Source organism: Peribacillus sp. GL_122 (assembly GCF_057835005.1).
The window spans coordinates 2,910,512-2,933,717 of record NZ_CM174415.1 but is presented as its reverse complement, the minus strand read 5'-3'; the positions used below and the strand labels follow the sequence as shown (position 1 = coordinate 2,933,717).

23 protein-coding genes and 5 pseudogenes are annotated in these 23,206 nt (G+C 40.2%); 20 read left to right on the top strand and 8 right to left on the bottom strand.

The window, feature by feature from the left end:
- Window positions 1-660 precede the first annotated feature (660 nt).
- Window positions 661-1,922: pseudogene (gene ltrA, locus AC3ISB_RS14095) on the top strand (group II intron reverse transcriptase/maturase).
- 168 nt (window positions 1,923-2,090) lie between these two features.
- On the opposite strand, the gene moaA reads toward ltrA, so the two are convergent.
- Both moaA and AC3ISB_RS14085 read right to left on the bottom strand, forming a co-directional pair.
- On the bottom strand, window positions 2,091-3,104 hold the full coding sequence (moaA, locus tag AC3ISB_RS14090; RefSeq protein ID WP_057219154.1) for a GTP 3',8-cyclase MoaA: 1,014 nt from the start codon (window positions 3,102-3,104) through the stop codon (window positions 2,091-2,093).
- A gap of 803 nt (window positions 3,105-3,907) precedes the next feature.
- The gene (locus AC3ISB_RS14085; protein WP_048683094.1) at window positions 3,908-4,126 is read right to left on the bottom strand and encodes a hypothetical protein; all 219 of its coding nucleotides are present in this window, start codon (window positions 4,124-4,126) and stop codon (window positions 3,908-3,910) included.
- A gap of 269 nt (window positions 4,127-4,395) precedes the next feature.
- Between AC3ISB_RS14085 and fdhF the strand changes: the two genes are divergently transcribed.
- From fdhF to AC3ISB_RS14065, 4 genes are read left to right on the top strand one after another with little or no spacing between them, the layout of a single operon-like run.
- Entirely contained in the window at window positions 4,396-7,377 is a 2,982-nt protein-coding gene (gene fdhF / locus AC3ISB_RS14080) for a formate dehydrogenase subunit alpha (RefSeq protein ID WP_489273566.1), read from the top strand.
- Window positions 7,352-7,870 carry a helical membrane plugin domain-containing protein gene (locus AC3ISB_RS14075; protein WP_489273565.1) on the top strand — a complete coding sequence of 173 codons (519 nt, stop codon included), beginning with the start codon at window positions 7,352-7,354 and terminating at the stop codon, window positions 7,868-7,870. Before fdhF ends, AC3ISB_RS14075 begins: the two co-directional genes overlap by 26 nt.
- On the top strand, window positions 7,870-8,103 hold the full coding sequence (locus AC3ISB_RS14070; RefSeq protein WP_489273564.1) for a heavy-metal-associated domain-containing protein: 234 nt from the start codon (window positions 7,870-7,872) through the stop codon (window positions 8,101-8,103). The genes AC3ISB_RS14075 and AC3ISB_RS14070 overlap by 1 nt, the downstream gene beginning before the upstream one ends.
- A gap of 23 nt (window positions 8,104-8,126) precedes the next feature.
- Entirely contained in the window at window positions 8,127-8,336 is a 210-nt protein-coding gene (locus tag AC3ISB_RS14065; protein ID WP_048683083.1) for a hypothetical protein, read from the top strand.
- Window positions 8,337-8,583: 247 nt separating this feature from the next.
- Here the strand turns inward: AC3ISB_RS14065 and AC3ISB_RS14060 are convergent, their stop codons facing one another.
- Window positions 8,584-9,639, bottom strand: a complete 1,056-nt coding sequence (locus AC3ISB_RS14060) for a P-loop NTPase (protein ID WP_377373687.1) — start codon at window positions 9,637-9,639, stop codon at window positions 8,584-8,586.
- A gap of 262 nt (window positions 9,640-9,901) precedes the next feature.
- Here AC3ISB_RS14060 and AC3ISB_RS14055 point away from each other — a divergent pair.
- The 4 genes and pseudogenes from AC3ISB_RS14055 to AC3ISB_RS14040 all read left to right on the top strand — a co-directional run.
- A pseudogene (locus tag AC3ISB_RS14055) lies at window positions 9,902-10,099 on the top strand (IS110 family transposase); the annotation flags it as partial.
- Between the two features lie 8 nt (window positions 10,100-10,107).
- A pseudogene (locus tag AC3ISB_RS14050) lies at window positions 10,108-10,200 on the top strand (VOC family protein); the annotation flags it as partial.
- Between the two features lie 238 nt (window positions 10,201-10,438).
- A complete protein-coding gene (locus tag AC3ISB_RS14045; protein WP_489273563.1) occupies window positions 10,439-10,774 on the top strand; it encodes a hypothetical protein in 336 nt (111 codons plus the stop codon).
- 852 nt (window positions 10,775-11,626) lie between these two features.
- Window positions 11,627-12,061 (top strand): OsmC family protein, encoded by a 435-nt coding sequence (locus AC3ISB_RS14040; RefSeq protein ID WP_063593813.1) that lies wholly within the window; start codon window positions 11,627-11,629, stop codon window positions 12,059-12,061.
- Window positions 12,062-12,460: 399 nt separating this feature from the next.
- Here AC3ISB_RS14040 and AC3ISB_RS14035 read toward each other — a convergent pair whose 3' ends face one another.
- A complete protein-coding gene (locus tag AC3ISB_RS14035) occupies window positions 12,461-12,700 on the bottom strand; it encodes a hypothetical protein (protein ID WP_387513078.1) in 240 nt (79 codons plus the stop codon).
- Between the two features lie 487 nt (window positions 12,701-13,187).
- Here AC3ISB_RS14035 and AC3ISB_RS14030 point away from each other — a divergent pair.
- The 3 genes and pseudogenes from AC3ISB_RS14030 to AC3ISB_RS14020 form a co-directional block, all read left to right on the top strand.
- A pseudogene (locus AC3ISB_RS14030) lies at window positions 13,188-13,352 on the top strand (hypothetical protein); the annotation flags it as partial.
- Window positions 13,292-13,588 (top strand): DDE-type integrase/transposase/recombinase, encoded by a 297-nt coding sequence (locus AC3ISB_RS14025; RefSeq protein WP_489276936.1) that lies wholly within the window; start codon window positions 13,292-13,294, stop codon window positions 13,586-13,588. The pseudogene AC3ISB_RS14030 and the gene AC3ISB_RS14025, both read left to right, overlap by 61 nt.
- Window positions 13,506-13,814: an IS3 family transposase gene (locus tag AC3ISB_RS14020; RefSeq protein ID WP_353051630.1), complete on the top strand. Its 309-nt coding sequence runs from the start codon at window positions 13,506-13,508 to the stop codon at window positions 13,812-13,814. Before AC3ISB_RS14025 ends, AC3ISB_RS14020 begins: the two co-directional genes overlap by 83 nt.
- A 172-nt stretch (window positions 13,815-13,986) precedes the next feature.
- Here AC3ISB_RS14020 and AC3ISB_RS14015 read toward each other — a convergent pair whose 3' ends face one another.
- From AC3ISB_RS14015 to hxlA, 3 genes are all read right to left on the bottom strand, one after another.
- The gene (locus AC3ISB_RS14015) at window positions 13,987-14,703 is read right to left on the bottom strand and encodes a 3-ketoacyl-ACP reductase (RefSeq protein WP_387594928.1); all 717 of its coding nucleotides are present in this window, start codon (window positions 14,701-14,703) and stop codon (window positions 13,987-13,989) included.
- Window positions 14,704-14,840: 137 nt separating this feature from the next.
- Window positions 14,841-15,398 carry a 6-phospho-3-hexuloisomerase gene (gene hxlB / locus AC3ISB_RS14010; protein WP_056519727.1) on the bottom strand — a complete coding sequence of 186 codons (558 nt, stop codon included), beginning with the start codon at window positions 15,396-15,398 and terminating at the stop codon, window positions 14,841-14,843.
- A gap of 7 nt (window positions 15,399-15,405) precedes the next feature.
- A complete protein-coding gene (gene hxlA / locus AC3ISB_RS14005; protein WP_048686234.1) occupies window positions 15,406-16,053 on the bottom strand; it encodes a 3-hexulose-6-phosphate synthase in 648 nt (215 codons plus the stop codon).
- A gap of 222 nt (window positions 16,054-16,275) precedes the next feature.
- Here hxlA and AC3ISB_RS14000 point away from each other — a divergent pair, with 222 nt between their 5' ends.
- The 5 genes and pseudogenes from AC3ISB_RS14000 to AC3ISB_RS13980 form a co-directional block, all read left to right on the top strand.
- A complete protein-coding gene (locus AC3ISB_RS14000; protein ID WP_063593816.1) occupies window positions 16,276-16,641 on the top strand; it encodes a winged helix-turn-helix transcriptional regulator in 366 nt (121 codons plus the stop codon).
- Window positions 16,642-16,914: 273 nt separating this feature from the next.
- Window positions 16,915-17,067: a hypothetical protein gene (locus AC3ISB_RS13995; RefSeq protein ID WP_489273562.1), complete on the top strand. Its 153-nt coding sequence runs from the start codon at window positions 16,915-16,917 to the stop codon at window positions 17,065-17,067.
- 74 nt (window positions 17,068-17,141) lie between these two features.
- Complete coding sequence (yraA, locus tag AC3ISB_RS13990) at window positions 17,142-17,654, top strand: cysteine protease YraA (protein WP_489273561.1); 513 nt, start codon at window positions 17,142-17,144, stop codon at window positions 17,652-17,654.
- A gap of 99 nt (window positions 17,655-17,753) precedes the next feature.
- Complete coding sequence (locus tag AC3ISB_RS13985) at window positions 17,754-18,470, top strand: SDR family oxidoreductase (protein ID WP_377373676.1); 717 nt, start codon at window positions 17,754-17,756, stop codon at window positions 18,468-18,470.
- 255 nt (window positions 18,471-18,725) lie between these two features.
- Window positions 18,726-19,197 (top strand): annotated as a pseudogene (locus AC3ISB_RS13980) (aldo/keto reductase); the annotation flags it as partial.
- Between the two features lie 354 nt (window positions 19,198-19,551).
- Here the strand turns inward: AC3ISB_RS13980 and AC3ISB_RS13975 are convergent.
- A complete protein-coding gene (locus tag AC3ISB_RS13975) occupies window positions 19,552-20,202 on the bottom strand; it encodes a TetR/AcrR family transcriptional regulator (protein WP_230302911.1) in 651 nt (216 codons plus the stop codon).
- A gap of 291 nt (window positions 20,203-20,493) precedes the next feature.
- Here AC3ISB_RS13975 and AC3ISB_RS13970 point away from each other — a divergent pair, with 291 nt between their 5' ends.
- The 3 genes from AC3ISB_RS13970 (at window position 20,494) to AC3ISB_RS13960 (ending at window position 23,124) form a co-directional block, all read left to right on the top strand.
- Window positions 20,494-21,336: an SDR family NAD(P)-dependent oxidoreductase gene (locus AC3ISB_RS13970; RefSeq protein WP_489273560.1), complete on the top strand. Its 843-nt coding sequence runs from the start codon at window positions 20,494-20,496 to the stop codon at window positions 21,334-21,336.
- 400 nt (window positions 21,337-21,736) lie between these two features.
- A complete protein-coding gene (locus AC3ISB_RS13965; protein WP_141993620.1) occupies window positions 21,737-22,042 on the top strand; it encodes an NIPSNAP family protein in 306 nt (101 codons plus the stop codon).
- Window positions 22,043-22,491: 449 nt separating this feature from the next.
- Window positions 22,492-23,124 (top strand): LysE family translocator, encoded by a 633-nt coding sequence (locus AC3ISB_RS13960; protein ID WP_489273559.1) that lies wholly within the window; start codon window positions 22,492-22,494, stop codon window positions 23,122-23,124.
- Window positions 23,125-23,206: the final 82 nt, after the last annotated feature.

The following is a 23,206-nucleotide window of genomic DNA, read 5'->3' as shown; positions in this document are numbered from 1 at the left end:
GTTTCCGCTCCATCTCTGTTCATAGGATAAAATGTTGGAGGTACCTCTTAATAAGCTAACGGGTGCGTTAGCTTAAGATAGGAGCTGTCTTTAAGGCAGCTTTTTCGTGCGCCCGGCATGGGTGCAATCTATAGGGTGTGAGTCCCGAACCATGAAGGCAGTAGTAATGGTTAGCTTAATGCAAGGGTGTCCATGGTGACGTTGAATCTGAAGGAAGCAAGCGGCAAACCTCCGGTCTGAGGAACACGAACTTCATATAAGGCTAGGTATCATTGGATGAGTTTGCGAAACAAAACAAAGTCCTTACTGCCGAAGGTGGTACAGAGTAAATGAAGCAGATAGATGGAGGGAAAGATTGCACTCTTACCCGGGGAGGTCTGGTGACAGCCAAGTACACTTGGTAACCTGTCCAGTGATGGACAGCTGAATCATCAGAAGTCAGCAGAGGTCATAGTACTTGTCTACTCGAGAAGATAAGGAAGGTCCGAACAGATTGAGGAGGACGGATACTAGGCGTTCGTTATTTTGCGAAGAAGCAAACAATTCCTAACGGAACTTATTTGAAGGAAGAAGTGGTGAATACACGGGGAACTTCAAAAGGGCGGAGCAGATAAAGGCACAAATAGACCATCTCGTCCACGCAGGGAAAGGATATCAACGATGTTAATGGAACAGATACTAGAGAGGGAAAACTTAATACAGGCATTGAAGCGTGTAGAAAGAAATAAGGGAAGCCATGGTGTAGATGGAATGCCGGTTCAAAACCTGAGACCGCACCTCGCAACCGAATGGTACAACATGAAAACTGCCCTTTTAAAGGGTACCTATCAACCGCAGCCCGTACGTCGTATCGAAATCCGAAACCAAACGGCGGAGTTCGGCTATTGGGTATTCCAACCGTTCTAGACCGTTTCATTCAACAAGCCATTGCCCAAATATTGACCAAGATATATGACTCAACCTTTTCGGAGAATAGCTATGGATTTCGCCCTAACAAACAAGGGCACCAGGCGGTTCGAAAGGCAAAGTCCTATATAACCGAAGGTTATACATGGGTAGTGGATATGGACTTGGAGAAGTTCTTCGATAAAGTGAATCATGACAAGCTCATGGGAATGTTAGAGCGGAAAATTGAAGATAAACGAGTTCTCAAACTGATTCGTAAATTCCTTCAAGCAGGCATTATGATAGGCGGACTTTTTCATAAAAGTGAGGAGGGAACTCCGCAAGGAGGTCCGTTAAGTCCTTTATTATCTAATATCATGTTAGACGATTTAGATAAAGAACTAGAGAAACGCAATCTTCGATTCGTAAGGTATGCGGATGACTGTTATATATTTGTGAAAACTCGAAAAGCCGCCAAACGTACAATGGGAAATATCTCAAGCTTCATTGAAAATAAACTGAAGCTAAAGGTCAACTACGAGAAGTCGAAGTATGATCGCCCTTGGAACAGAACGTTTCTCGGTTTTAGTTTCACGAAGTCAAAGAAGAACCCGAAGGTTCTACTGGCTAAACAAACGGTGAAGAGAGTAAAGAAACGAATCAGGGAAATGACCTCGAGAAAATTACTGATACCCATGAAACTCCGAATAAATAAGTTAAAGCAATACCTTAGAGGTTGGATGGGGTATTTCGCCCTCATTGATACTCCGAACGTATTGCAGAATTTAGATTCATGGATTCGAAGAAGACTCAGGATGTGCCTATGGAAACAATGGAAAGTGCCAAGAACGAGAGTGAGGAAACTCAAAGGATTAGGCGTCCCATTTGGAAAAGCATATGAATGGGGAAATAGCAGAAAGGGTTTTTGGCGCATAGCGCATAGTCCTGTTCTAGACAAAACCCTTAATAATGTTTATTGGCACCACCAAGGGTTAGTCAATCTATATGAACGATATACAAAACTACGTCAGACTTAAACTGAACCGCCGTATACCGAACGGTACGTACGGTGGTGTGAGAGGTCGGAGGCTAAGCCCACCTCCTACTCGATTGTATGAAAACAAATAAGCCCTCTATATTCTAATTTTTGAATTAGGGATGGTAACGTTGCCATCCCTTTATGATTTCGGAGAACTTACTGTTTGTCACCCGCCTATGAATGACATTTCGATTTTTTCCTGTTTTTTCACTGTTCCCGCTGACCGCTCATCCGAATAGCGGTCCTCCCTCCGGTTCCAAAGTGAAATAATGAAGCAAGTCAATTCTTCATCTGACATCTTGGAACGGAGCAATGACTTTAAGTCATGCCCCTTTCCATTAAACAGACAAGTATATAAACTTCCGTTAGCAGAAAGACGAGCACGAGTGCAACTGGAACAAAAAGACTCAGACATGGATGTTATAAACCCCACTTCGGTTGTAGTTCCCTTATACCGGAAGCGTTTTGCCACTTCTCCAAAATAATCTTCTTCAACTGGTTCAAGATCGAATTTTGCTTGGAGAATCTCGAGTAACTCTTTTTTTGTAAGTACATTCTTCATCTGCCAGCCATTTGTATGTCCGACGTCCATGAATTCTATATAGCGTAATTGAATGCCCTCTTCTTTACAAAACCGTGCCATCGGAAGGATTTGGGATTGATTGGTTTCTTTTTTCACTACCATATTCACTTTAACTCCAAGGCCTGCTTCTTTGGCAGCAGCTATTCCTTCTATGACAGGCTTTATCCCGATACCCCTGCCGTTCATCTGCTTAAAAAGTTCATCATCCAGGCTATCTAAACTGATATTCACCCTCTTTAATCCCGCTGATTTCAAATTCCCGGCTTGTTTTTTCAGAAAAACACCATTTGTAGTCAAACCGATATCTTCTATACCTTCAATTTTGACGAGCTTTGAAATAAGAGTTGTAAGGTCTTTCCGCAATAAAGGTTCCCCGCCTGTCAATCTTAGTTTTATAACTCCCAAGCTTGCAAATATTTTAGAAAGCCTTACGATTTCCTTAAATGACAAGAGCTCACTTTTAGGCAAAAATTGAAAATTATCATGAAAAATTTCAGCAGGCATGCAATACTGACAGCGAAAGTTACACCGATCTATGACGGAAATCCTTAAATCCCTTAGTGGTCTGTCCAATGAATCTTTTATATGATGGTTCATTTAATCACTCCCAGCCCCAAGTATTAGAAAAAAAACCAGATTATAAAAAGTGGCACCATAGTATGGCTTATTCACTATATGTATTTCCGGCACACCTGTTTTTTCAGTCTTTCATACTTTTTTGACTAAAAATCCTTTAATGAATAGTTGGTTCGTGTGGACTCGAAAAATTTTAAAAATAGTATCTGAAGATATTGATCTCTGTTCTGAATAAATATTCCAAATAACTGTCATACGACATTCTTTTTACATTCCCACTTATTTCTTAAACTTTTTTAGGACCTCGTCTAAAGCTTTTTGGCGTTCAGATAAATATTTTTTTCTACTTCCAAAAGGGTTATTAATGTATATTCATCTTTCATCAAATAATTAAGAGTATCATTATAATTTTTTACAAACTCTTCAAACTCTTTGCTAATTCTTAACCCTTTCAAAATCCTCATTAACTTTAATTTGTAGATTGTTTTAGGTTAAGGAATTAATGCAAGACAAACGTTGAGGGGAGGGTGCTCTTTTTTTGCGTTAACAACGGAATTGTCAAAGTGGATTATGAGGGAAAGAGAATCACCGCTTTGCTATAAATCGAACAATATCGGCTTCGTCTACCGTCTGGCGTGGTATTGCGAGGAAGGTGATTTTTCTGGCAGACTACTGGAAAGATAACGGACTAGCTCAAGGTAAGCCGGTAATTGTTAAAGATACATCAGAAAGACCCCACCAAGATGGGCTCTTTTAAACGTCAAGAAAGGGAGAAAAATATTTTTACTCTTCGAAATAATTCGTGAAGTGGGGACGGTCCCCTATTATGGCAGCATGTAAATGGTGTTGTGCGGCGGCTGTTCCAGTTTTGATTGTCGGAGGCGCCCTTCTTGTACAAGTTCCTGCAATCCTTTTTCGATATGGGAGATGGAGGTTTCTAGGAGGTCTGCAACTTTCACCGTAGAGATGCTCATGTATTTTGGTTTCTTTGATGAGGACATGATCATTGATTGAACTAGCTGCAAAAGAATTTCTTTTTCCATAGCTTCGGTTCGCCTGCCTTCAGTTAAATTTCTTTATATATGTAGACTCGATTCGCTATCAACAAATCATCTCCTATAAACTTGCCAAAAAAGAAAGGATTAATACACTGAGGTTTTAGAATAATTTTTAAGGGCTGTAAAAATATATTTTATTTTATTTTATTCATATCCTTTTTGGGAATACTAGGATGAATCAACAGCATTTGCTGGTGTATGGCTTAATTAATAAAATAATTCAGCTTAACGGCAGCAAGATAGGAGGGAATCACATGTCTGACCATTCTTTTTCCATCCGAATCGACGAAAAGGAATTAACAGCACAGCCAGGTCAAACGATATTGCAAGTCGCCCAAAGTCATGAATTGTACATTCCAAGCATTTGTTATCATCCCGATCTGGGGACGATCCAAACCTGTGATACATGTTTTGTGCAGGTGGATGGGGAATTGGTCCGTGCTTGCTCGACAAAGGCTGTTCCAGGTTTGACGGTTGATACAATGTCAAAGTCTGTTAAGGATGCCCAGTATGAAGCGATGTCACGGATCCTAGAAAATCATGAACTGTATTGTACTGTTTGTGATAATAATAACGGCAATTGTACCGTCCATAATACTGCCGAATACTTAGAGATTGAGCATCAGAAATATGAATTTAGAGAAAAACCCTACCCTCCGGATAATTCCCATCCTTTCTATAGGTATGAACCGGATCAGTGTATTTTGTGCGGCCGGTGTGTTGAGGCCTGTCAGGATTTACAGGTCAATGAAACCTTAACTATTGACTGGGGAAGAGAAAGACCAAGGGTTATCTGGGATAATGATGTTCCAATTGATGAGTCTTCTTGTGTATCCTGTGGACACTGTGTGAACGTGTGTCCATGTAATGCTTTAATGGAGACATCCATGCTCGGTGAAGCAGGATTCTTAACAAACCTGCCGGCTCCAATTTTAGAGCCTATGGTTGATTTAATTAAAGAAGTGGAGCCTGGATATAAAGAAATTTTTGCGATATCAGAAGTGGAAGCTGCCATGAGGAAAGCACGGATTAAGAGGACTAAGACGGTTTGTACATACTGCGGTGTAGGCTGCAGCTTTGAAGTATGGACAAAGGACAGGCAGATTTTAAAAATTCAGCCTACCCATGAAGCTCCCGTTAACGGCATTTCCACCTGTGTAAAAGGAAAATGGGGCTGGGATTTTGTTAACAGTGACCAGCGCTTAACCAAGCCTTTGATTCGTAAAAACGGAGAGTTTGAAGAAGCGACCTGGGATGAAGCGTTAGATCTGATTTCAAGTAAGCTTACGGAAATAAAGGAAGAGTATGGCCCGGAATCCATTGGGGTGATAGCTTCTTCCAAGTGCTCCAATGAAGAAAACTTCGTGGCGCAAAAATTTGCGCGTGCGGTTATCGGAACAAACAATATCGACAACTGCTCTAGATACTGCCAATCTCCGGCTACTGCAGGACTCTTAAGGACAGTAGGATTGGGGGGGGATTCTGGAACTATCCAGGATATTGAAACTACAGACTTGGTTATTGTAATTGGTGCAAATCCAGCGGAATCTCATCCTGTCCTCGCTACACGTGTAAAACGGGCTCATAAGCTATTTGGACAAAAATTATTAGTAGCTGATATTAGAGAGCATGAGCTAGCACAACGTGCGGATTTCCTCTTGCATCCTAAGCCGAGTTCTGATTTAATCTGGATTTCTGCCGTAACGAAGTACATTATCGATCAAGGTTGGCATGATAAAGAATTTCTGGCGAATCGTGTATCAGGCGTAGAAGGATATATTAAAACACTGGATAAATTCACCATAAGCTACGCAGAAGAGATGACCGGACTTTCGCAGGAGGAATTAATCAAAGCAGCTACAATGATTCATGAAGCTAATTCAGTTTGTATCCTTTGGGCTATGGGGATTACCCAGCATTCCGGCGCAACAGACGCAAGCACTGCCATTTCAAATTTATTGCTGATTACGGGAAATTATGGCCGTCCAGGTACAGGTGCCTATCCCTTAAGAGGCCACAATAACGTACAGGGAGCCTGTGATTTCGGTACAATGCCATCGTGGTTTCCTGGTTATGAGCCAGTCGGAAATGCCGAGGTTAGAGAAAAGTATGAAAAAGCATGGGGCGTTGAAATTCCAAAAGATCCTGGAATGGACAACCACCACATGGTAGAGGCAATCCACAAAGGAAAATTAAAATCCCTTTATCTATTTGGAGAAGAAATGGGGCTTGTGGATGCAAACTCGAACCATGTTCAGAGTGCATTTGAAAAATTAGACTTCTTTGTCGTACAGGATATTTTCTTCTCGAAAACGGCACAATTTGCCGATGTTGTTTTACCGGCATCACCTTCACTTGAAAAAGATGGGACATTTGTAAATACGGAAAGGCGCATTCAAAGGTTCTATAAGGTGTTTGATCCGCTGGGCGATTCGAAACCGGACTGGCAGATCTTCCAGGAAGTAGCGAACCGTATGGGTGCCAACTGGAATTATTCGCACCCAAGTGAAATTATGGATGAAGCAGCCAGTCTTGCTGTCCTATTTGCAGGTGTGAGCTATGACCGGCTTGAAGGCTTTAACAGTCAAGTTTGGCCGGTTCACAAAGATGGAACGGATACACCTCTATTATATGAAGACAAATTTGCCTTTGCGGATGGAAAGGCAAGGCTGTTCGCTGTTGACTGGACTCCTCCATATATGGCAGGAGAAGAATATGATCTCCATTTAAACAATGGACGTTTGCTTGAGCACTTCCATGAAGGGAATATGACGTACCGGACAGAAGGACTTATCCATAAGGTACCTGGCACATGGCTGGAGGTATCGCACGAATTGGCGGAGGAACGCAATCTCAGTGACGGTACATTAGTTAGATTAAGTTCACCATATGGACAGGTTAAAGTAAGGACGCTTGTTACGGACCGGGTTAAAGGCAAGGAAATTTATCTCACGATGAACAGCTTTGAGGACGATGAAGCTGTCAATTACCTGACAAGTAGCTATCATGATCTAGTTACACATACTCCTGCATATAAGGAAATCGGTGTTAAAATGGAGATTTTAGAAGCAACAGGTGAACCGCCATTGCCTAAGCATAACCACCGGTTCGGTAACAGGAATCCGCAGATCAGCGTTCGGGTTGAGGAAAAGTGGCAGCGTGACGATTTTCAAGCGATAGAAGAGTTATTTGGAAATGGAGGGGAAGCATATGGCGAAAGCAATCAGGCAAATTAATAAACAGGTTCCAAATGCGATGGAAGAACAAGCTCAGTCAATCGGGGAAATATTAAAAGCTCTTGCTGATAACAAAGAAGGGATTCTTTCTGCACTTGCCATATTAAAGAATCTACAGGAAATTGGGATTCTCGATGCGCTTCATGCCATTTTGGAAAATCGTACAGACGTCGGCGTTATAGCCATGCAGCAAGTTAACCAGCCTGGTATGCATAACACCATCAAAAATGCCATTTACCTTTTCAATTTCATGGGCACCTTAAAGCCTGACCAGCTACAATCTATGCTGGGCGGTGTTACAAAAGGCCTTGACAATATGGGCGAAAGCATCAAAAACCATGAAAAACACAGCTTATGGAAATTAGGTAAAAGCTTGAGAGATCCAGAAATCAAAGCGGCGATGACAACCATGGTTGAATTCCTGCATGGCATGGGTGAATCATTTACACAGCATCCTTCACAGCAACTTCATCCCGAAGGAGGACAAGGGTAATGGAAGAACAAGGTTTTATCAAGATTCATGGACCGCTATCGGAAAAAGATTCCGACGAAATCATTCGGTCATTAAACGGTGTATGGGGCATTCTCCGGGCAGATGTAAATAAAGAAAGCGGAGAAGCAAGAATTGGCTATGATAAAAATGCCGCTTCATTCCAGGATTTTCAACAGGCCATCAGAGACTCAGGCTACGATATAAAAACGGAAAACCAAAATTCACCTCATTAAGAGGAGGAAGATTATGCAGATTTGTGAATTATGCGGCAGTGAGCAGGAAATGGAAACAGAAGAAACTGAATCAGAAAGAACCAGAATTCTTCATGTCTGTGAAAACTGTCAGAACGACAGAGCTTTCAACTATTTTGACAACTAAAAGAAGACGTGAGAAAAGGGAATCCGATTGTGGAATTCCCTTTTTTTATGGCAAGGCGGTAAGAGCAGCTGCCAGTTTGGCTGTATAAAGCTGTGAGTTAATCCAAATAGCAGTCCACATATGAGCGAGAGTACTTGAAGCTGTGACTCAGTCAGCATAAACCAGCTCAGATTGCGATATAAAGAAGTTTTAGTCACTAAAATTGCCGTATGGCCACTAAAAAATTCATTTAGAGTTATACTTTAGTCTTACCGGGTTTAACGTTACGTTCCATACCCTAAGAAACCAGAACCTTCATAAAAAAAGCGATATAAAAATCTATATCGCCTTCCATTTTATTGAGCATCCTTATATAACACATCTTCTGCCAGGGATCGGAATAGCTCTCCTACCAGTGAGTCTTCGTCATATACAGAAGAACCTGCTGCTTGTACAGGACTCGCAAAGGGGACTTGTGCGATTACATCTGTTTGAAGCCGTTCAGCCAGGCGTTCTCCGCCGCCTCTTCCAAAAAGGTAATTCCGTGTTCCATCGCTTTCTTCAAAGTAGGCCATATTTTCAATTACGCCTAATATGTCATGTTTCGTATGACGCGCCATGACCCCAGCTCTTGAGGCAACATGCGACGCTACATTATGAGGAGTAGTCACGATCACTTCCTTTGCCTGCGGAATCATGGCAGCCACATCAATTGCCACATCTCCTGTACCTGGAGGCAGGTCGAGAAGCAGATAATCCAGTTCGCCCCAATGGGTATTGGCAAGGAAGTTTTGAATCCATTTATTCAGCATCGGCCCCCGCCACATAACCGGGTTATTATCCTCTGAAAAAAAACCCATGCTCATTACCTTTACATCATGACTGAGAACTGGTATTGCAGTTTTGCCGATCATAGTCGGCTTTTCATTAATCTGCATCATGGACGGGATGCTGAATCCATAAATATCCGCGTCCAAAATTCCTACCTTTTTCCCCATTCGGGCGAGGGCAGCAGCCAGGTTGATGGTAACGGTCGATTTCCCAACGCCGCCTTTGCCGCTGGTTATTGCGATAAAGCGTACCCCGGAATCATGGCGCAGCATCGACGGCATCCCGCTTTCCGTTGTTGAATTCTTCTTCAATACTTGAGTTAATGAAGCTCTTTCTTCAGGACTCATGGCCCCAAAGCTTACATACACATTTTCAGCACCAATGCCTCGAAGAGCATTTTGAACATCTTCTTTAATCTTCGCTTTTAAGGGACAGCCCTGAATGGTTAATACAACCTCAAGACTAACATCTGATTCTTCTATTTTTACGTTTCTAACCATTTTTAACTCAACAAGGCTTCTGTGAAGTTCTGGATCCTGCACACCACTTAAAACTTGCATCACTTGTTCCTGTGTAATCATTTTATAACATCCTCTAATGTTTTTATCCTCAGTATGGTCATTTTTTATAAAAAAAAGACTGAAAAGATTAGGTGTCCTTTAATCTTTCATCAAAAATTGTGTAATGTCTTTAAGGCAGCTTTTTCTTTATGCAACTAAAGGGTCAGCATTCCTGTAATAACTGAAAATGAGGTTTGAACGAAAAAAGACCTCTTGATAAGATGAATGTTTCCTAAGCTGGCCAGCTAAAAAAGGACAAAACACATCTATTTGGAGGTCTACAATGAATAATAACCAAAATCATAAAACCACTCAAATGACTTCTGAAACCCTAATTGTCGGAGTAAATATAGCCAAGCACAATCATGTCGCGAGAGCACAGGATTTTAGAGGATTGGAACTGGGTAAAACGTGTTTCTTTGAAAATACGAAAGCAGGATTTCATTCGTTTCTAGATTGGATTAACCAACTTGTTAAAGAGTTGACCATATTCAGCTCGCTGCTCCTAAAGGTAGTGAGGACACTGCAAGAAAATTTTTAAATAATATTTTAGGTTTTGCCGAAGTTGAAAAACCTGAAGAAGGGGTCCTACCAACAAAATGCGGAAAACATACGTTAAGGAACATTTCCATCGTGATTATAGCTTTCGGTGGCATCCGTTTACTTAGACACTTTACAAATGCCAGATTGGAAGTTGCTACCACAATTGAAGGAGATTTGAAAAATATTACTAATCATAAAGAAGAACATGGAGCTATATGGTATCAACTTGTGACCTTTTCGGTATCGGGCTTCTGATTACTATGACCCTTGTTTCCAAATGAACATGGGCTTTGGAGCATTGATGATTGGTCTAGCTCTGGGGTTGATGGCACCGTCTAAACAAAATCAAATCCTGAAGCAAATGTCATGGTCTGTAATGATCATGGTAACGGGTATCATGACATATGTAGGCGTTATGGAAAAAGTCGGGACGATGAATTACATGACTGAACAGATTGCAAATGTAGGGAACCAGTACTTGCGGCTCTTATTATGGCTTCATATGTTGGAGGAATCGTCTCGGCGTTTGCTTCTACAGCCGGTTTCCTTACCGCATTTATACCACTTTCAGCTCCTATTCTACAGGACCCTAACATGTCGTCCATCGGTGTAGTTTCAGCACTTGCTGTGAAAACAAGGAGCCACTGAGCTTCAAATTGATGAAATTGACAAGCAAATACGAAAGATTAATTTAGAGATACAGAATATGAGAAAAAGGATGGAATAAATATTTTCATAAATTCCCGTCTTGAACGATGAGATTATTTTGTTTGTTGAACATTTCTAATTTTTATAAATGGGGCTTTTTTAGGAAATGGGCGTTTTTTTATTGAACCTACTTCATGCGGTTAGCACTACAGACTGTACAGAAAGAAAGAACCCCTTTCTGACAATCTGTACGTGTCGCTTCGGCATTAAATGATTCGATAACGACGAACTGTACCGCTCATGCTGCGCCTACATTCCATAGGTTCCTGTTCTTTACGGCTACCGCAGCCATACCAAACGACCGGCTACCGTAGGATTAAGGGATTAAAAGAATAAAAGATCAAAAGGATAGCAGCCGGGCGGCTGCTTTTTTTATTATTTTTTCCCTTTGCCTTCCAAATCGTAAAACAGCGCAGGCCGGCTAACCTCCCAGCCGGTAGGACCCCCGAACCTTTCCGGCAGGAAGCTAAGACGGCCATTCATTCGATCAAGAGGCAAAAAACTTTTTGATTAGGGGCGCTAGCGCAACATCAAAAACTTTTTGTGCTTACTCCCTTGACCGATTGCCTAGGCGTGTTTTTCGTTCTACACGTCAAAGGGGAAAAATAATCCCCCTTTGCCGACTGGTAGGTACTAATTAAAACGTAATAAATGTTCTTCTTGTCTTTTAACGAAGTGTTTGCGATACCCATCGAGTAAAAACATACGTGAATAGGCAAGATATATATGCAATTAATATATTGAAGGAGTGTTAATTATGGCTGATATGAAAATAAATGTGAATGCAATTTGGGATGGTGGGGTAACAGGGAATGGAACCCTTAAAGCGGAGTATCTTGATACAAAAATCGCTATTCCAACATCATTAGGAGGTAGTGGTAACGGAGCAAATCCAAAAGAGGTTCTCGTTGCTTCTGTAACAACTTGTTATGCAGCAACACTAACATTTGTGCTTGAAAGCAGAAAACTTCCTGTGGCGGAACTTACAGTGAACTCTGAGGCAAGTATATCTGATAATGAGTTTAAAATTATCCATTATCCTCACATCGTTTTATCTGCTGGCGCGACAGAAGAACAAATTCAATCTGCACAAAGAGCGACAGAAGCAGCAGATAAAGGGTGCGATGTCGGAAATATATTGAAAAAAGCAGATGTTAAAATTGAAGTTCAAGGTAAAGTTTCTGTGAAATGATATGATTCACCCAAAGATGTAGAAATATATCACTTTTTTGTTCAAATTTATCGATCTTCCACAATCGAGGCATTATCTACAGTATGGAAAAAAGCCCAATTTCTCAATTTAATGCTGAGAAATTGGGCTTTTTAATATTGGTATTTCCTTAACGTTGTAAATTTGCGTTTTCCAAAATAAACCCCTTGGGAGTCAATGGGTTTATCTTTCACTTTTATTGTTTATGTAATTTTTTTCAGCAAAAAAAGGAATTTTTTCTAAGTCCTCTTCCGATATCGGCCCCGCCTACGCCAGATACTATGACAGCCACACATGCCATCCAATCTATTGTTATGATTATAGGAAAACGCTTACATCCCCGAAGATTACTAGAAAAAATTGGACTTCTTATTCTACGATTTAGCGTTGCATGGTTGTTTCTCTTAGTAGTTTCTCATCTTCAATTGTCCGGGAACCCATATCATGTAGGTATTCAAATGAGATCCCCCTTCTTAATGCTGCTTGTTCCATTAATTTAATTTCATGATACATGGCATCAGACAAGATTCCTTTATCAATGTTCTTATTTATTACAAAATAAAACCCAGCCAATAGTCCTAACGGTAATTTATCGTAAAGGGAACTTTTTTCTTTTACCATAAGTCATCTCCTCATTCGACAATACAAAAAATTAGCAAACATTGAAAGATTTTTTTTGTAAAACAACATAATTGATTTTAAGGGAAGCTTCCAAGGAACACTCTGAATTTAACCAAATTAGGGGGTTGTATGTGAAAAAGGGGACAAAGCACTTAACATGATTTATGAAGTACTATTTTTACCTCGTAAGAAGCTTAACAGTTTCATAAAAATAGGGGTTTACTTCTATGTACTGTATCCGGTATTGGCCCCACCTACGCCAAATACTATGACGGCCACGCATGCCTCCCAACCTATTATCATTATAAAAGAAAGCGCTTACATTAAAGAAGCGGATACTACAAATGGTTAAAACGTAAAATATCCCCTTCTGAAAAGCAACTGGATGATGAAGAGATTAAGAAAAAAATTATAGGATGCTACAATAAACTCAAAGGAATCTATGGGTATCGAAGAGGAAAATGTATGGCTGGATTAAACCTACGGTTTAAACCTGAACCACAAGCGTGTCCAGCGTCTTATGCGGGAGCTAGGGTTAAAGTCCCTTTTCGGAAAAGGAAACCTTATTACGGGAAGAAAGAAGCATATGTCATTTCTAAAAACCTTCTTAATAGGGATTTTCATGCATCCAGATCTAATGAGAAATGGGTAACTGACATTACATATTTGATTTTTAATAGACAGAAACTTTTCCTATCCGCCATAAAAGACCTCTATAACAATGAAACCATTTCTTATCAAGTCAGCCGGAGAAACGACTTAAAACTTGTAATAGTAACAATAAAAAAAGCAAAGAAAAAACGGAATGTTAAAGGAATTCTTCTGCATTGCGACCAGGGGTACCAATACACTTCCCACCAATACAATAACCTATTTGAAAAAATATAAAATGCAATCCAGTATGTCAAGAAAGGGAAACTGCTGGGATAACGCTTGTATGGAGAATTTCTTCAGCCACTTTAAATCGGAGTGTTTCTATATGAACTCCTTCGGTACCTCTGAAGAGGTTCGAGGTGCTGTAAGTATGTATATTCGATTCTATAACCATCATCATCGCTTCCAGAAAAAATTAAACAACCTGAGTCCATATCAATATAGAACTCAGGTTGCTTAATTAGTCTTTTTTATTTCTGTCTATTTGATAGGGGGCACTCCACAATACAGAGATCATCTTCTTCAGGCTGCCTAATCCCTTTTTTAAAAATGTCCTTTACAAAGGGTACACTTTACAACTAGGTTCCTGCTTCTTATCCAATATAGACAAGAAGAGTCGATCGCTTCTCAAATTAAGGATTAGTTGACCATAATCCTGAAGTCTTTACTAGGACTCTTGGATGAAGCTTTAACCCGGCTACAAGCAGCTCTGCTAAATCCTCTGATTGCATAACATTTTCAGGATTTCCACTAATAAGATTGGTTTCAATGGCCAAATCAGTTGCAACTGTACTTGGTGTTAATGCCGTTACACGGATATTATGCTTTCTTACCTCTAGCATGAGTGATTCCGTTAGTCCTAAAACAGCAAATTTAGAAGCGCTGTAAGCACTTGTAACAGGTGCTCCTTTTTGGCCCGCAGTTGAGGAGATATTCACAATATCTCCTGATTTTCTTTCAATCATATCAGGTAAAACGGCTCTTGTTACATTATATACACCCATCAAGTTTACTCGGATGATGTTTTCCCATTCTTCAGGAGTTAAATCAAGAAAACCGCCAAATTTAGCTATACCTGCATTGTTGATTAAAATATCAATAGAACCTAGGTCTGATTTGATGTGTTCAACAGCATGATGAACTGCTTCAAGATCGGCTACATCTGCTGTTGCTGCTGAAACGTTCACATCATATTGCTCTAGTTCCGCGGTTACCTTTTCAAGATTTGACATCGTTAATCCAATCAATCCTAAATGAACTCCTTCTTTTGCTAAAGCAATCGCAGTAGCACGCCCGATTCCTCTGCCTGCCCCAGTAATTAAAGCAGTTTTTCCTTTTAATGAAATCATGCTATCATTCCTTTTTAAAAAATTTTAGAATAATTGTTAATAATAACAAAATAATGTTTTAAAGACTAACCAAAAGACCGCAAAGTTTCTTTAGTATGTCTGCGGTCTTTTGGTTATTACATTCTTAGGACTATGTTTTATTCAAGATTGGCATGTCTGCCATACATCTTATTGGTATCTAATCCCTTTTTCTCCATGAATCTCAAGATGACGGCATCATAAAAAAGTAAAAGGGTCTGCTCAAATAGTGAGCCCATTGGTTGGATGGTTTTATAATCGCCCTCTGATTGGTCTTTCGGGGATCCAGGCAATTTAATGGTGATATCTGCTAACTGTCCAATAGTGGAATCAGGGAATATCGTGACAGTTGCAATTTTACCACCAATGCTTTTTGCTTTTTCAGCCATGGAGACTAAGCTTTTCGTTTCCCCGGATCCGGATCCGATGATTAAGATATCCTCTTTTTCAAAGTTGGGAGTTACAGTTTCACCGATTACATAAGAATCAATTCCCATATGCATCATCCGCATGGCGAAGGATTTGGCCATGAATCCTGATCTGCCTGCACCGGCGACAAAAACCTTTTTCGATTCAAGTATCCCGTTGACGAGTTTTTCAGCTTCTTCATCTGCGATTAAGTCAGCTGAATGATTAAGCTCTTTTAAGATTTCTGCTACATATTGAGTCGTCTGCATCTTAGGATTAACCTGCTGTAACCGTTTGTTCTTTAATCATTTGTTGCATTTTGGCAGCAGCAGCTTTTTTATCAGCTTGTCCAGTAATCCCGCCGCCTACAATGACAAGGTCCGGATTTACTTTTATGACTTCTGGAAGTGTTTCTAATTTAATGCCGCCTGCGATGGCCGTTTTAGCATTTTTAACTACACTTTTGATGGTTTGTAGATCTTCAAAAGAATTTTTTCCGACTGCTTGAAGATCGTAGCCCGTGTGAACACAAATATAATCCACGCCCATAGTATCCACTTCTTTAGCACGTCCAGCAAGGTCTTTTACCGCAATCATATCGACAAGGATTTTTTTACCCTGTTTTTTCGCTTCTTCTACAGCACCTTTAATCGACATATCTTCAGCCGTTCCAAGAATAGTGATGATATCAGCACCTGCTTCGGAAGCTTTCATCACTTCATATCCAGCAGCATCCATAATTTTCAGGTCTGCTAATACTTTTAAGTTAGGGAATGCTTCTTTTACTGCCTTTACAGCATGGAGACCTTCGTTGATCACAACCGGTGTTCCGATTTCTACGATATCAATATGCTCCTCTACTTCTTTTACCAATTCGATTGCTTCTGGAATGTTGACTAAATCTAATGCTAATTGTAATTCCATCTATGTTTCACTCCTCATAATTTTTTAAGCTTGTTGCACAGTAGTAATAATGCCCATTGTTCATTTTCATTTCTCCTGGCAACCGTAACCAATGCTCTTGTTAACAATGGTACAGTGTTAGTATAATGTGTATATTAAAAGTGTGAAAGTACGCACTTTATTGTTACATAGTGTTAAAAAGTATACTATGTGTTATTCTATATAGAAGTGGAGGTGAAACAAATGTCACGTATGCAGGAAAAAATGTTTAACTGTGAAAAAGAATTAACGCTTTATGTTATTGGCGGTAAATGGAAAATGCTGATTTTGTGGCATTTAGGAAAAGAGGGAACGAAGCGATTTGGTGAGCTGAAGGCTCTTATGCCGGGCATTACCCAACGAATGCTTGTTAACCAATTACGCGAGCTAGAAGAAGACCTCATTGTTGAACGAAAAGTCTATCCTGTTGTTCCGCCAAAAGTAGAATATTCATTGACCGAACAAGGAAAAAGCTTAATGCCAATACTCGATTCCATGTATGAATGGGGTAAAAACTATATGGAGAATGTGATGGATACTCCTGCCAATAAAAGTGCACCTATTAAATAGCAATCATTCTAAAAAGAGGGGATTAAAAACCACAAGTAGACTTTTAATAAGTCAAGACTTGTGGTCTTTTTATTTGCAATGATCCAGTTCATAAAGGAAATAAAGGAGTACATTCTGGAAAAAGGTAAATAATATTCCTGTGTTGTAAAGGATTTTAGCTGAACTGTTTTATAGTAAGGAATCAAGAATAATACATATTTTCAGGTGAGATGATGAAAAAATGCCATTAACAGTAAAGGAATTTGGTGTGGGAGAAGCATGTGGGAGAAGCATGTGGGAGAAGCAGAATTTGAAAAACACCTGAACCAGATGGCCGCAGGAGCTTTTGAGGATCCTTGTACTCCGTCCAATCCACGAGAAGTATCGGTGGAGGATATGAAAAAAATCTATATTGCGGCTTACAACGGAGATAAAATCAACTTCTAATGAAGATAATCAGAACATGGTACGAAAATGAATATTTTTACTTCTGTTCTATGATTTTAAGGAGGTTAATGAACATGAGCAAAAAAATCGCTACGCTTATAACAAACCTATTTGAAGATGTGGAGTACACTGAACCAGTACAAGCCTTTAAAGAAGCTGGTCATGAAGTTATCACGATTGACAAACAATCAGGTAACGAAGTAACTGGTAAAAAAGGCACAACCGTAAAAATTGATAAATCCATTGATGAAGTTCATCCTGCAGACTTTGATGCGTTGCTTATCCCTGGTGGATTCTCTCCCGATTTATTGCGTGAAGACATTCGTTTTGGGGAATTCGCAAAAGCATTTATCCAAGACGAAAAACCCGTTTTTGCCATTTGTCATGGACCACAAGTGTTAATCGATACAGACCTTTTAAAAGGTGTCGACATCACTGGCTATAAATCCATTCGCAACGATTTGAAAAATGCTGGTGCAAATTATAAAGACGAAGAAGTTGTTATCAGCAAAAATATTGTAACAAGTCGAGAACCAAAAGATATTCCAGCATTCAATCGTGAATCACTGAAACTTTTAGCTAAATAACAATGGTGATGTATAAACTTAAATATATCTAACTTGCGGATTCTTTAATCAGAATCCGCAAGTTGGTTAAACAAACGTATGAATAAAGGAGGAATTTCGTTGTCATTAAAAGGAAAAAGAGTGGTTGTTTTAGGAGGTACATCTGGTATTGGTTTAGCTGCTGCTAAGGCGTTTATCGATGAATCCGCTCAAGTCATTATTGCTAGCCGTTCTGCTTCAAAATTATCTGACGCAAAAGTGAAGCTTAGTGGTAATGTAGAGGGCTATGAAATCGACTTTCGCAGCGAGGAAAAGGTTGCTGGCTTTTTCAAGAAGGTTGGAAAATTTGATCACCTAGTGGTTACTGCAGGTGAAGGCGCAATGGGTCACTTTAGCGAACTGCCTGTTGCAACAGTAAGAGAGGCTTTTGATAGTAAGTTCTGGGGGCAGTATATTTCGGTTCGTGCTGCTCTTCCATACTTGAATAATGAAAGTTCTATTACATTAACTTCTGGTGTATATGGTGTGCGTCCTCCTCAAGGTGCAACGACTCTAGCTTCCATTAATTCAGCAATCGATGGATTAGTACGAGGACTTTCAGTAGACCTGGCACCTATCAGAGTAAACGTGGTATCACCTGGTATCGTTGACACTCCTCTTTACGGCGGAATGCCAGAAGATGAAAGACAAATTATGTACCATGGGATCGCTAAGCAATTACCAGTTGGACGTGTTGCTCAACCTAAAGATATAGCTGAAACCTACGTTTACCTAGCGAAAAATGGGTTTACAACTGGCACATCGGTTCTTATCGATGGAGGAGCTCATCTGATCTAATCCATTGATATCAAAGTCGATTGATAAATTGATTTAGAATAGAAGTGGTGAGGTTGACTCAAAGTGTCAGACACTTACAGACCTTCCTCACTTTCTTTGTTTTTGTTGCACAGACGGAAGCAGAAATGGCCATATCATGCAATAAAGAATGGCTTTGTTGGTTACGGAAATTCTAAATATATGCGTAGTATACGAAGAGACGTTAACATTCTACTTCTATGATACCCAAATACATAAAAGAAAGGGTCGAGCCTAATGGATGAAAAGAAAAGAGCGGAAATTAAAAATGCATTAGCCAAACACGTGGTATCCCTATCTGACGGCACTTCTTTACCTAGTTTAGGACAAGGAACATGGTACATGGGGGAAAATCCCCAAGTGAGAGACAAAGAAATAAAAGCCTTGCAGCTCGGCGTAGAATTAGGCATGACACTTATTGACACTGCTGAAATGTACGGAAATGGCGATTCTGAACGCTTAGTTGGCGAAGCCCATTAAAGGACGCAGAAATGAAGTCTTTTTAGTCTCAAAAGTGTATCCCCATCATGCAGGTTTAGATATGATTTCAAAAGCATGTGAAAACAGCTTAAAACGACTCGGAACAGACCACTTGGACTTATATCTTCTCCACTGGAGAGGAAGTGTTCCTTTAGAGGAAACAATTGAAGGAATGGAAAAACTACGTGAAGAAGGGAAAATTTTAAGATGGGGCGTCTCCTATTTCAATCGGCCCTCATCTTATCAAAACGGTCCTATCTCTTTCGTTCATCTAAAGCAACCTATACCATGTGGTTTGAAATCCTGCGAATAAGCGAGTATTCGTGAGCATTATCTATTAAACTGAGGGAGTTCATTAAGGAACATAAAAATGTTCAAACTTTTTTATAAAAGAATAATCCAATTAAATAGTATAAGGGCATGTTTTGATTCAACTTTTTCAAAACATGCCCTTTCTATTTATTCATTTATCAAGGTTGCTGGTATTAAAAAAATACCCTCGTGTCGTTTTGAAATAAATTTGCGACGTTTAAAAAAATAAAGAAAAGACACCCTAAGGTGCTTTTTTCCCTCTCTAGAAGCCTCAACTCGAAAATAACGAACCGACAACCAAAGACAACGTTTGCTCGTAAACGGCATGTGCGGACTGCACATCACCAAAATGTCCGCACATGTAAAGATGGATAACACCGTGGAGCGACGCCCAGAAGATACGGACGACGGTTTCCGTGTCATACGGACCGGTAATCAGTCCCTGCTCTTGCGCATTACCAATTACCGTCAACAATTGCCGCATGGCTGTTACGGTGCCGTGTATGCTCTCCTCGTCTGGTTTGAAATCCGCGAAGGCTCCTCCGAACATCAGCTTGTAATAACCGGAGTAACGCTGTCCGAATTGCCAGAAGGTTTCGCCTAAATTAAACAGCTGCTGCATCGGATCGTCAGCGCGCGGCGTTCCCTCGAATTCGTTGGCGAGAAGCTTGCAGCCGTCGAGATAAAGCTGCTGAGCCAGTCCATCTTTATTGACAAACAGGTTGTATATGATTTTGGTAGAGCAATTCATCTTCTGCGCAACTTTACGCACCGTCACAGCTTCAGGGCCCTCATCGTACAAAATCGTTGCCGCAGCATCGACGACGAGCTTTCGAAGATTTTCAATATTTTTCAAGCGAGCCTCCTGATACGTTTCCAACTTTTGCGTATTTGCATCGAAGGAATTATTTTGATCTGTCATCGCTATCACCCTCAATTAATACATTTTTGATAAGAAACAATGTTTCCAGCTCTTAACAGGAATTTTAATATAATTGTCGGACCGTTGTCAATGTTGCGAGGGATGCCAAAAACCAACGATTCAAAAAACGATGTTGACTTTCTTAAAAAGCTTAGTTACAATGATTTCAAATAGAAACAGTGTTACTGGAACGCATCTCAATTCTTGACTCTTATGAGAGTCAGGAATTATTTTTAAGGACAAAGTAACACTGTTTCCTAATTATAAAAAAGTAGATAGGAGAGTTGCACAATGAACATAAAAGGAAATTGGGCGCTTGTCACGGGAGCTTCATCCGGCATCGGAGAGCAATTCGCCCGACAATTGGCCAAAGAGGGTGGCGACCTTGTACTCGTAGCCCGATCGAAAAACAAGCTGGAGAACCTGGCATCGGAGCTTAGAAAGAAGCACGGCGTCAAGGTCGAGGTGATTCCTACCGATCTTGGCAAAGAGGGCGCGCCAGGCGAGTTATATCGGCAATGTCAACTTCTGAATTTAGAGATCGAACTGCTGGTTAACAACGCAGGCTTTGCCACGCACGGTTTGTTTGAACAAGTGTCAGGCGTGCGCCAGCATGAGGAAGTCATGCTCAATGTTGCGGCTGTTGTAGATATGACGCACTTGTTCTTGCCGGATATGTTGTGTAGAAACTCCGGGGCCGTTATCAATGTCGCATCGACCGCCGGATTTCAGCCCCTTCCCTATATGGCCGTATACGGAGCAACGAAAGCCTTCGTCTTGTCGTTTACCCAAGCCTTGTGGTGGGAAAACCGCAACAGTGGCGTCCAATTTCTCACGCTTTGTCCCGGAGCGACGGACACCGGCTTCTTCAACATCGTAGGCACGGAAGAAGCCGCCGTCGGTAAGAAAGACACACCGGAGCGAGTCGTGGAAGTTGCGCTTCGGGCATTGAAGGACGGGAAGCTGTATGTCGTTCCAGGTACACAGAATTATGTAGGTACGCAGATCGGACGATTCATGACGAGGAAACAGGGACTTCGTCTCGTTGGCGGCATGCTTCGTCCACGTGACGGCTCCGCCAACAATAAGAAGCCGGCCGGTCCGTCCGATCTTGCAGGATGGATGATCCATTAGGCGCGCTGATGGCTAATTCGGCAAATATTTTATTCTGCCTTCTCGAATTGAATGTGCCAGCTCTCCATGACTTTCCCGGCCGGGCTGATCTCTGAAACAAGCCTGTGCTTCACCGGCAAATATTTTATAAAAATCAAACTGGAATATTCTGGATAGGAATCTATTTTGATCAATCTTTTTTCAAAATAGATTCTTTTTATTTATCGTAAAATGTGGGTTTGCGAGATATTTTTGATTAAACTTTATTTAAAAGCTACACCTCGAAAGAGGGTGGAGTTTGATTGAATTACTAGTAGGATAAAGAGGTGGAAGTACATGGAGTAACCAATTGTACTAACGGGGCAGGTTAGTCGAATTATATGTTGTGATGGAAAAAAATAGATTTTTTAGGGGGATTAAAATGGTTACATGCTATTTGAAATATGTTATTGACCCATATAAATTAAATGAGTTCGAGGAATACGGTAAGATGTGGATTCGATTAGTTAATAAATTAGGCGGTACACATCAGGGTTATTTCCTTCCACATGAGGGTGCTAATAATATTGCTTTTGCATTATTCACTTTCCCAAGTTTAGCAGCATATGAAGAGTACCGAGTAAAAATGGCATTGGATGCAGAATGTCAAGAAGCATATAAATTTGCAGAAGAGACTAAATGTATTTTAAGTTATGAGAGAAGCTTTATGCGTCCTATATTCGAATGAACAGGTGCTTTACTTCAATAAGGGAGGTTGCTGCGGCAACCCTTTTTTTACGGAACTAACGGGGCAGAATAGCTCTATAAAAATATTAATTATACTTAGATTAAATAAAAAAATCCCGACCAATTAAGGTCAGATTTTTCTTATACTATTTAGCAGAAGCCGCCATATCCATGACCGCCGGCACAACCTGACATATCGAAACATCTCCTTATTTGTTTTTTAAGGAGGAACTTAAATGGGTTATAATGTATAATTATTGCAAAAGAGAGAGGGATATTATATTTTGCAGAAGTTTCAGATGCACCATTAATTCAGGATTTAATGATTAAGACTTTTATAGAATATAAAGATGAATTTCCCTCATCAAGTGCCTTAGAGGAGACCGTACATTAGAAGAAATTTACGTTATTTAACCTGTATAGTGATGATTGAAAAGGGGGGGCGATTTAATGATGGAATTAGGAACATTAGGCGCTTTTGCTCTAGTATCTTTAGGGATGGTTTGTTCACCTGGTCCTAATATGATTTATTTAATATCTAGAACAATTTCGCAAGGTAAAAGGGACGGGATAATATCTCTTTTAGGAGTAATTACTGGTTTTTTGATTTATATCATCGCTACAATGTTGGGCTTATCCTTCTTGTTCGAATTAGTTCCAGTAATGTATGACATCATTAAATGGTTAGGTGTTATCTACTTGTTGTGGTTAGCTTGGAATGCAATAAAACCAGGAGCAAGTTCCATCCTGGAGCCACAGCATTTAGCCGTAGAGTCACCAAAAAAACTATATGTTATGGGCCTTATGACAAATTTGTTTAATCCAAAAATTGCGGTCTTGTATGTTTCACTTTTACCTCAATTTATGGATCCTAAAAGTGGTTCACTGCTTGTTCAAACTGCTCAATTAGGAACGGTGCAAATTTTTGTTAGCTTTGCTGTAAATTTACTAATTATTTTATTTGCTGGGCAGGTCGCGGTTTGGGTTGGAAGAAGACCTTTTTTGGTTAAAATTCAACGTTGGTTCATGGCATCTGTTTTAGGTGCCTTAGCTGTAAACTTAGCTTTTCATGAAAAAAAATAAAGAAGAGTTTTATTAGCTCCTCTTGTTTTTATCACGAAAGAAAACGTGTGTTTAAATACGGTGGCTGTATTTAATGATTGCT

Bases quoted from the DNA above. Each gene is read 5' to 3' on its own strand.
- moaA (WP_057219154.1), bottom strand. From the start codon at position 3,104: ATGAACCATCATATAAAAGATTCATTGGACAGACCACTAAGGGATTTA.
- AC3ISB_RS14085 (WP_048683094.1), bottom strand. From the start codon at position 4,126: ATGGAAAAAGAAATTCTTTTGCAGCTAGTTCAATCAATGATCATGTCC.
- fdhF (WP_489273566.1), top strand. From the start codon at position 4,396: ATGTCTGACCATTCTTTTTCCATCCGAATCGACGAAAAGGAATTAACA.
- AC3ISB_RS14075 (WP_489273565.1), top strand. From the start codon at position 7,352: ATGGCGAAAGCAATCAGGCAAATTAATAAACAGGTTCCAAATGCGATG.
- AC3ISB_RS14070 (WP_489273564.1), top strand. From the start codon at position 7,870: ATGGAAGAACAAGGTTTTATCAAGATTCATGGACCGCTATCGGAAAAA.
- AC3ISB_RS14060 (WP_377373687.1), bottom strand. From the start codon at position 9,639: ATGATTACACAGGAACAAGTGATGCAAGTTTTAAGTGGTGTGCAGGAT.
- AC3ISB_RS14045 (WP_489273563.1), top strand. From the start codon at position 10,439: ATGAACATGGGCTTTGGAGCATTGATGATTGGTCTAGCTCTGGGGTTG.
- AC3ISB_RS14040 (WP_063593813.1), top strand. From the start codon at position 11,627: ATGGCTGATATGAAAATAAATGTGAATGCAATTTGGGATGGTGGGGTA.
- AC3ISB_RS14035 (WP_387513078.1), bottom strand. From the start codon at position 12,700: ATGGTAAAAGAAAAAAGTTCCCTTTACGATAAATTACCGTTAGGACTA.
- AC3ISB_RS14020 (WP_353051630.1), top strand. From the start codon at position 13,506: ATGTTAAAGGAATTCTTCTGCATTGCGACCAGGGGTACCAATACACTT.
- AC3ISB_RS14015 (WP_387594928.1), bottom strand. From the start codon at position 14,703: ATGATTTCATTAAAAGGAAAAACTGCTTTAATTACTGGGGCAGGCAGA.
- hxlB (WP_056519727.1), bottom strand. From the start codon at position 15,398: ATGCAGACGACTCAATATGTAGCAGAAATCTTAAAAGAGCTTAATCAT.
- hxlA (WP_048686234.1), bottom strand. From the start codon at position 16,053: ATGGAATTACAATTAGCATTAGATTTAGTCAACATTCCAGAAGCAATC.
- AC3ISB_RS14000 (WP_063593816.1), top strand. From the start codon at position 16,276: ATGTCACGTATGCAGGAAAAAATGTTTAACTGTGAAAAAGAATTAACG.
- yraA (WP_489273561.1), top strand. From the start codon at position 17,142: ATGAGCAAAAAAATCGCTACGCTTATAACAAACCTATTTGAAGATGTG.
- AC3ISB_RS13975 (WP_230302911.1), bottom strand. From the start codon at position 20,202: ATGACAGATCAAAATAATTCCTTCGATGCAAATACGCAAAAGTTGGAA.
- AC3ISB_RS13970 (WP_489273560.1), top strand. From the start codon at position 20,494: ATGAACATAAAAGGAAATTGGGCGCTTGTCACGGGAGCTTCATCCGGC.
- AC3ISB_RS13965 (WP_141993620.1), top strand. From the start codon at position 21,737: ATGGTTACATGCTATTTGAAATATGTTATTGACCCATATAAATTAAAT.
- AC3ISB_RS13960 (WP_489273559.1), top strand. From the start codon at position 22,492: ATGATGGAATTAGGAACATTAGGCGCTTTTGCTCTAGTATCTTTAGGG.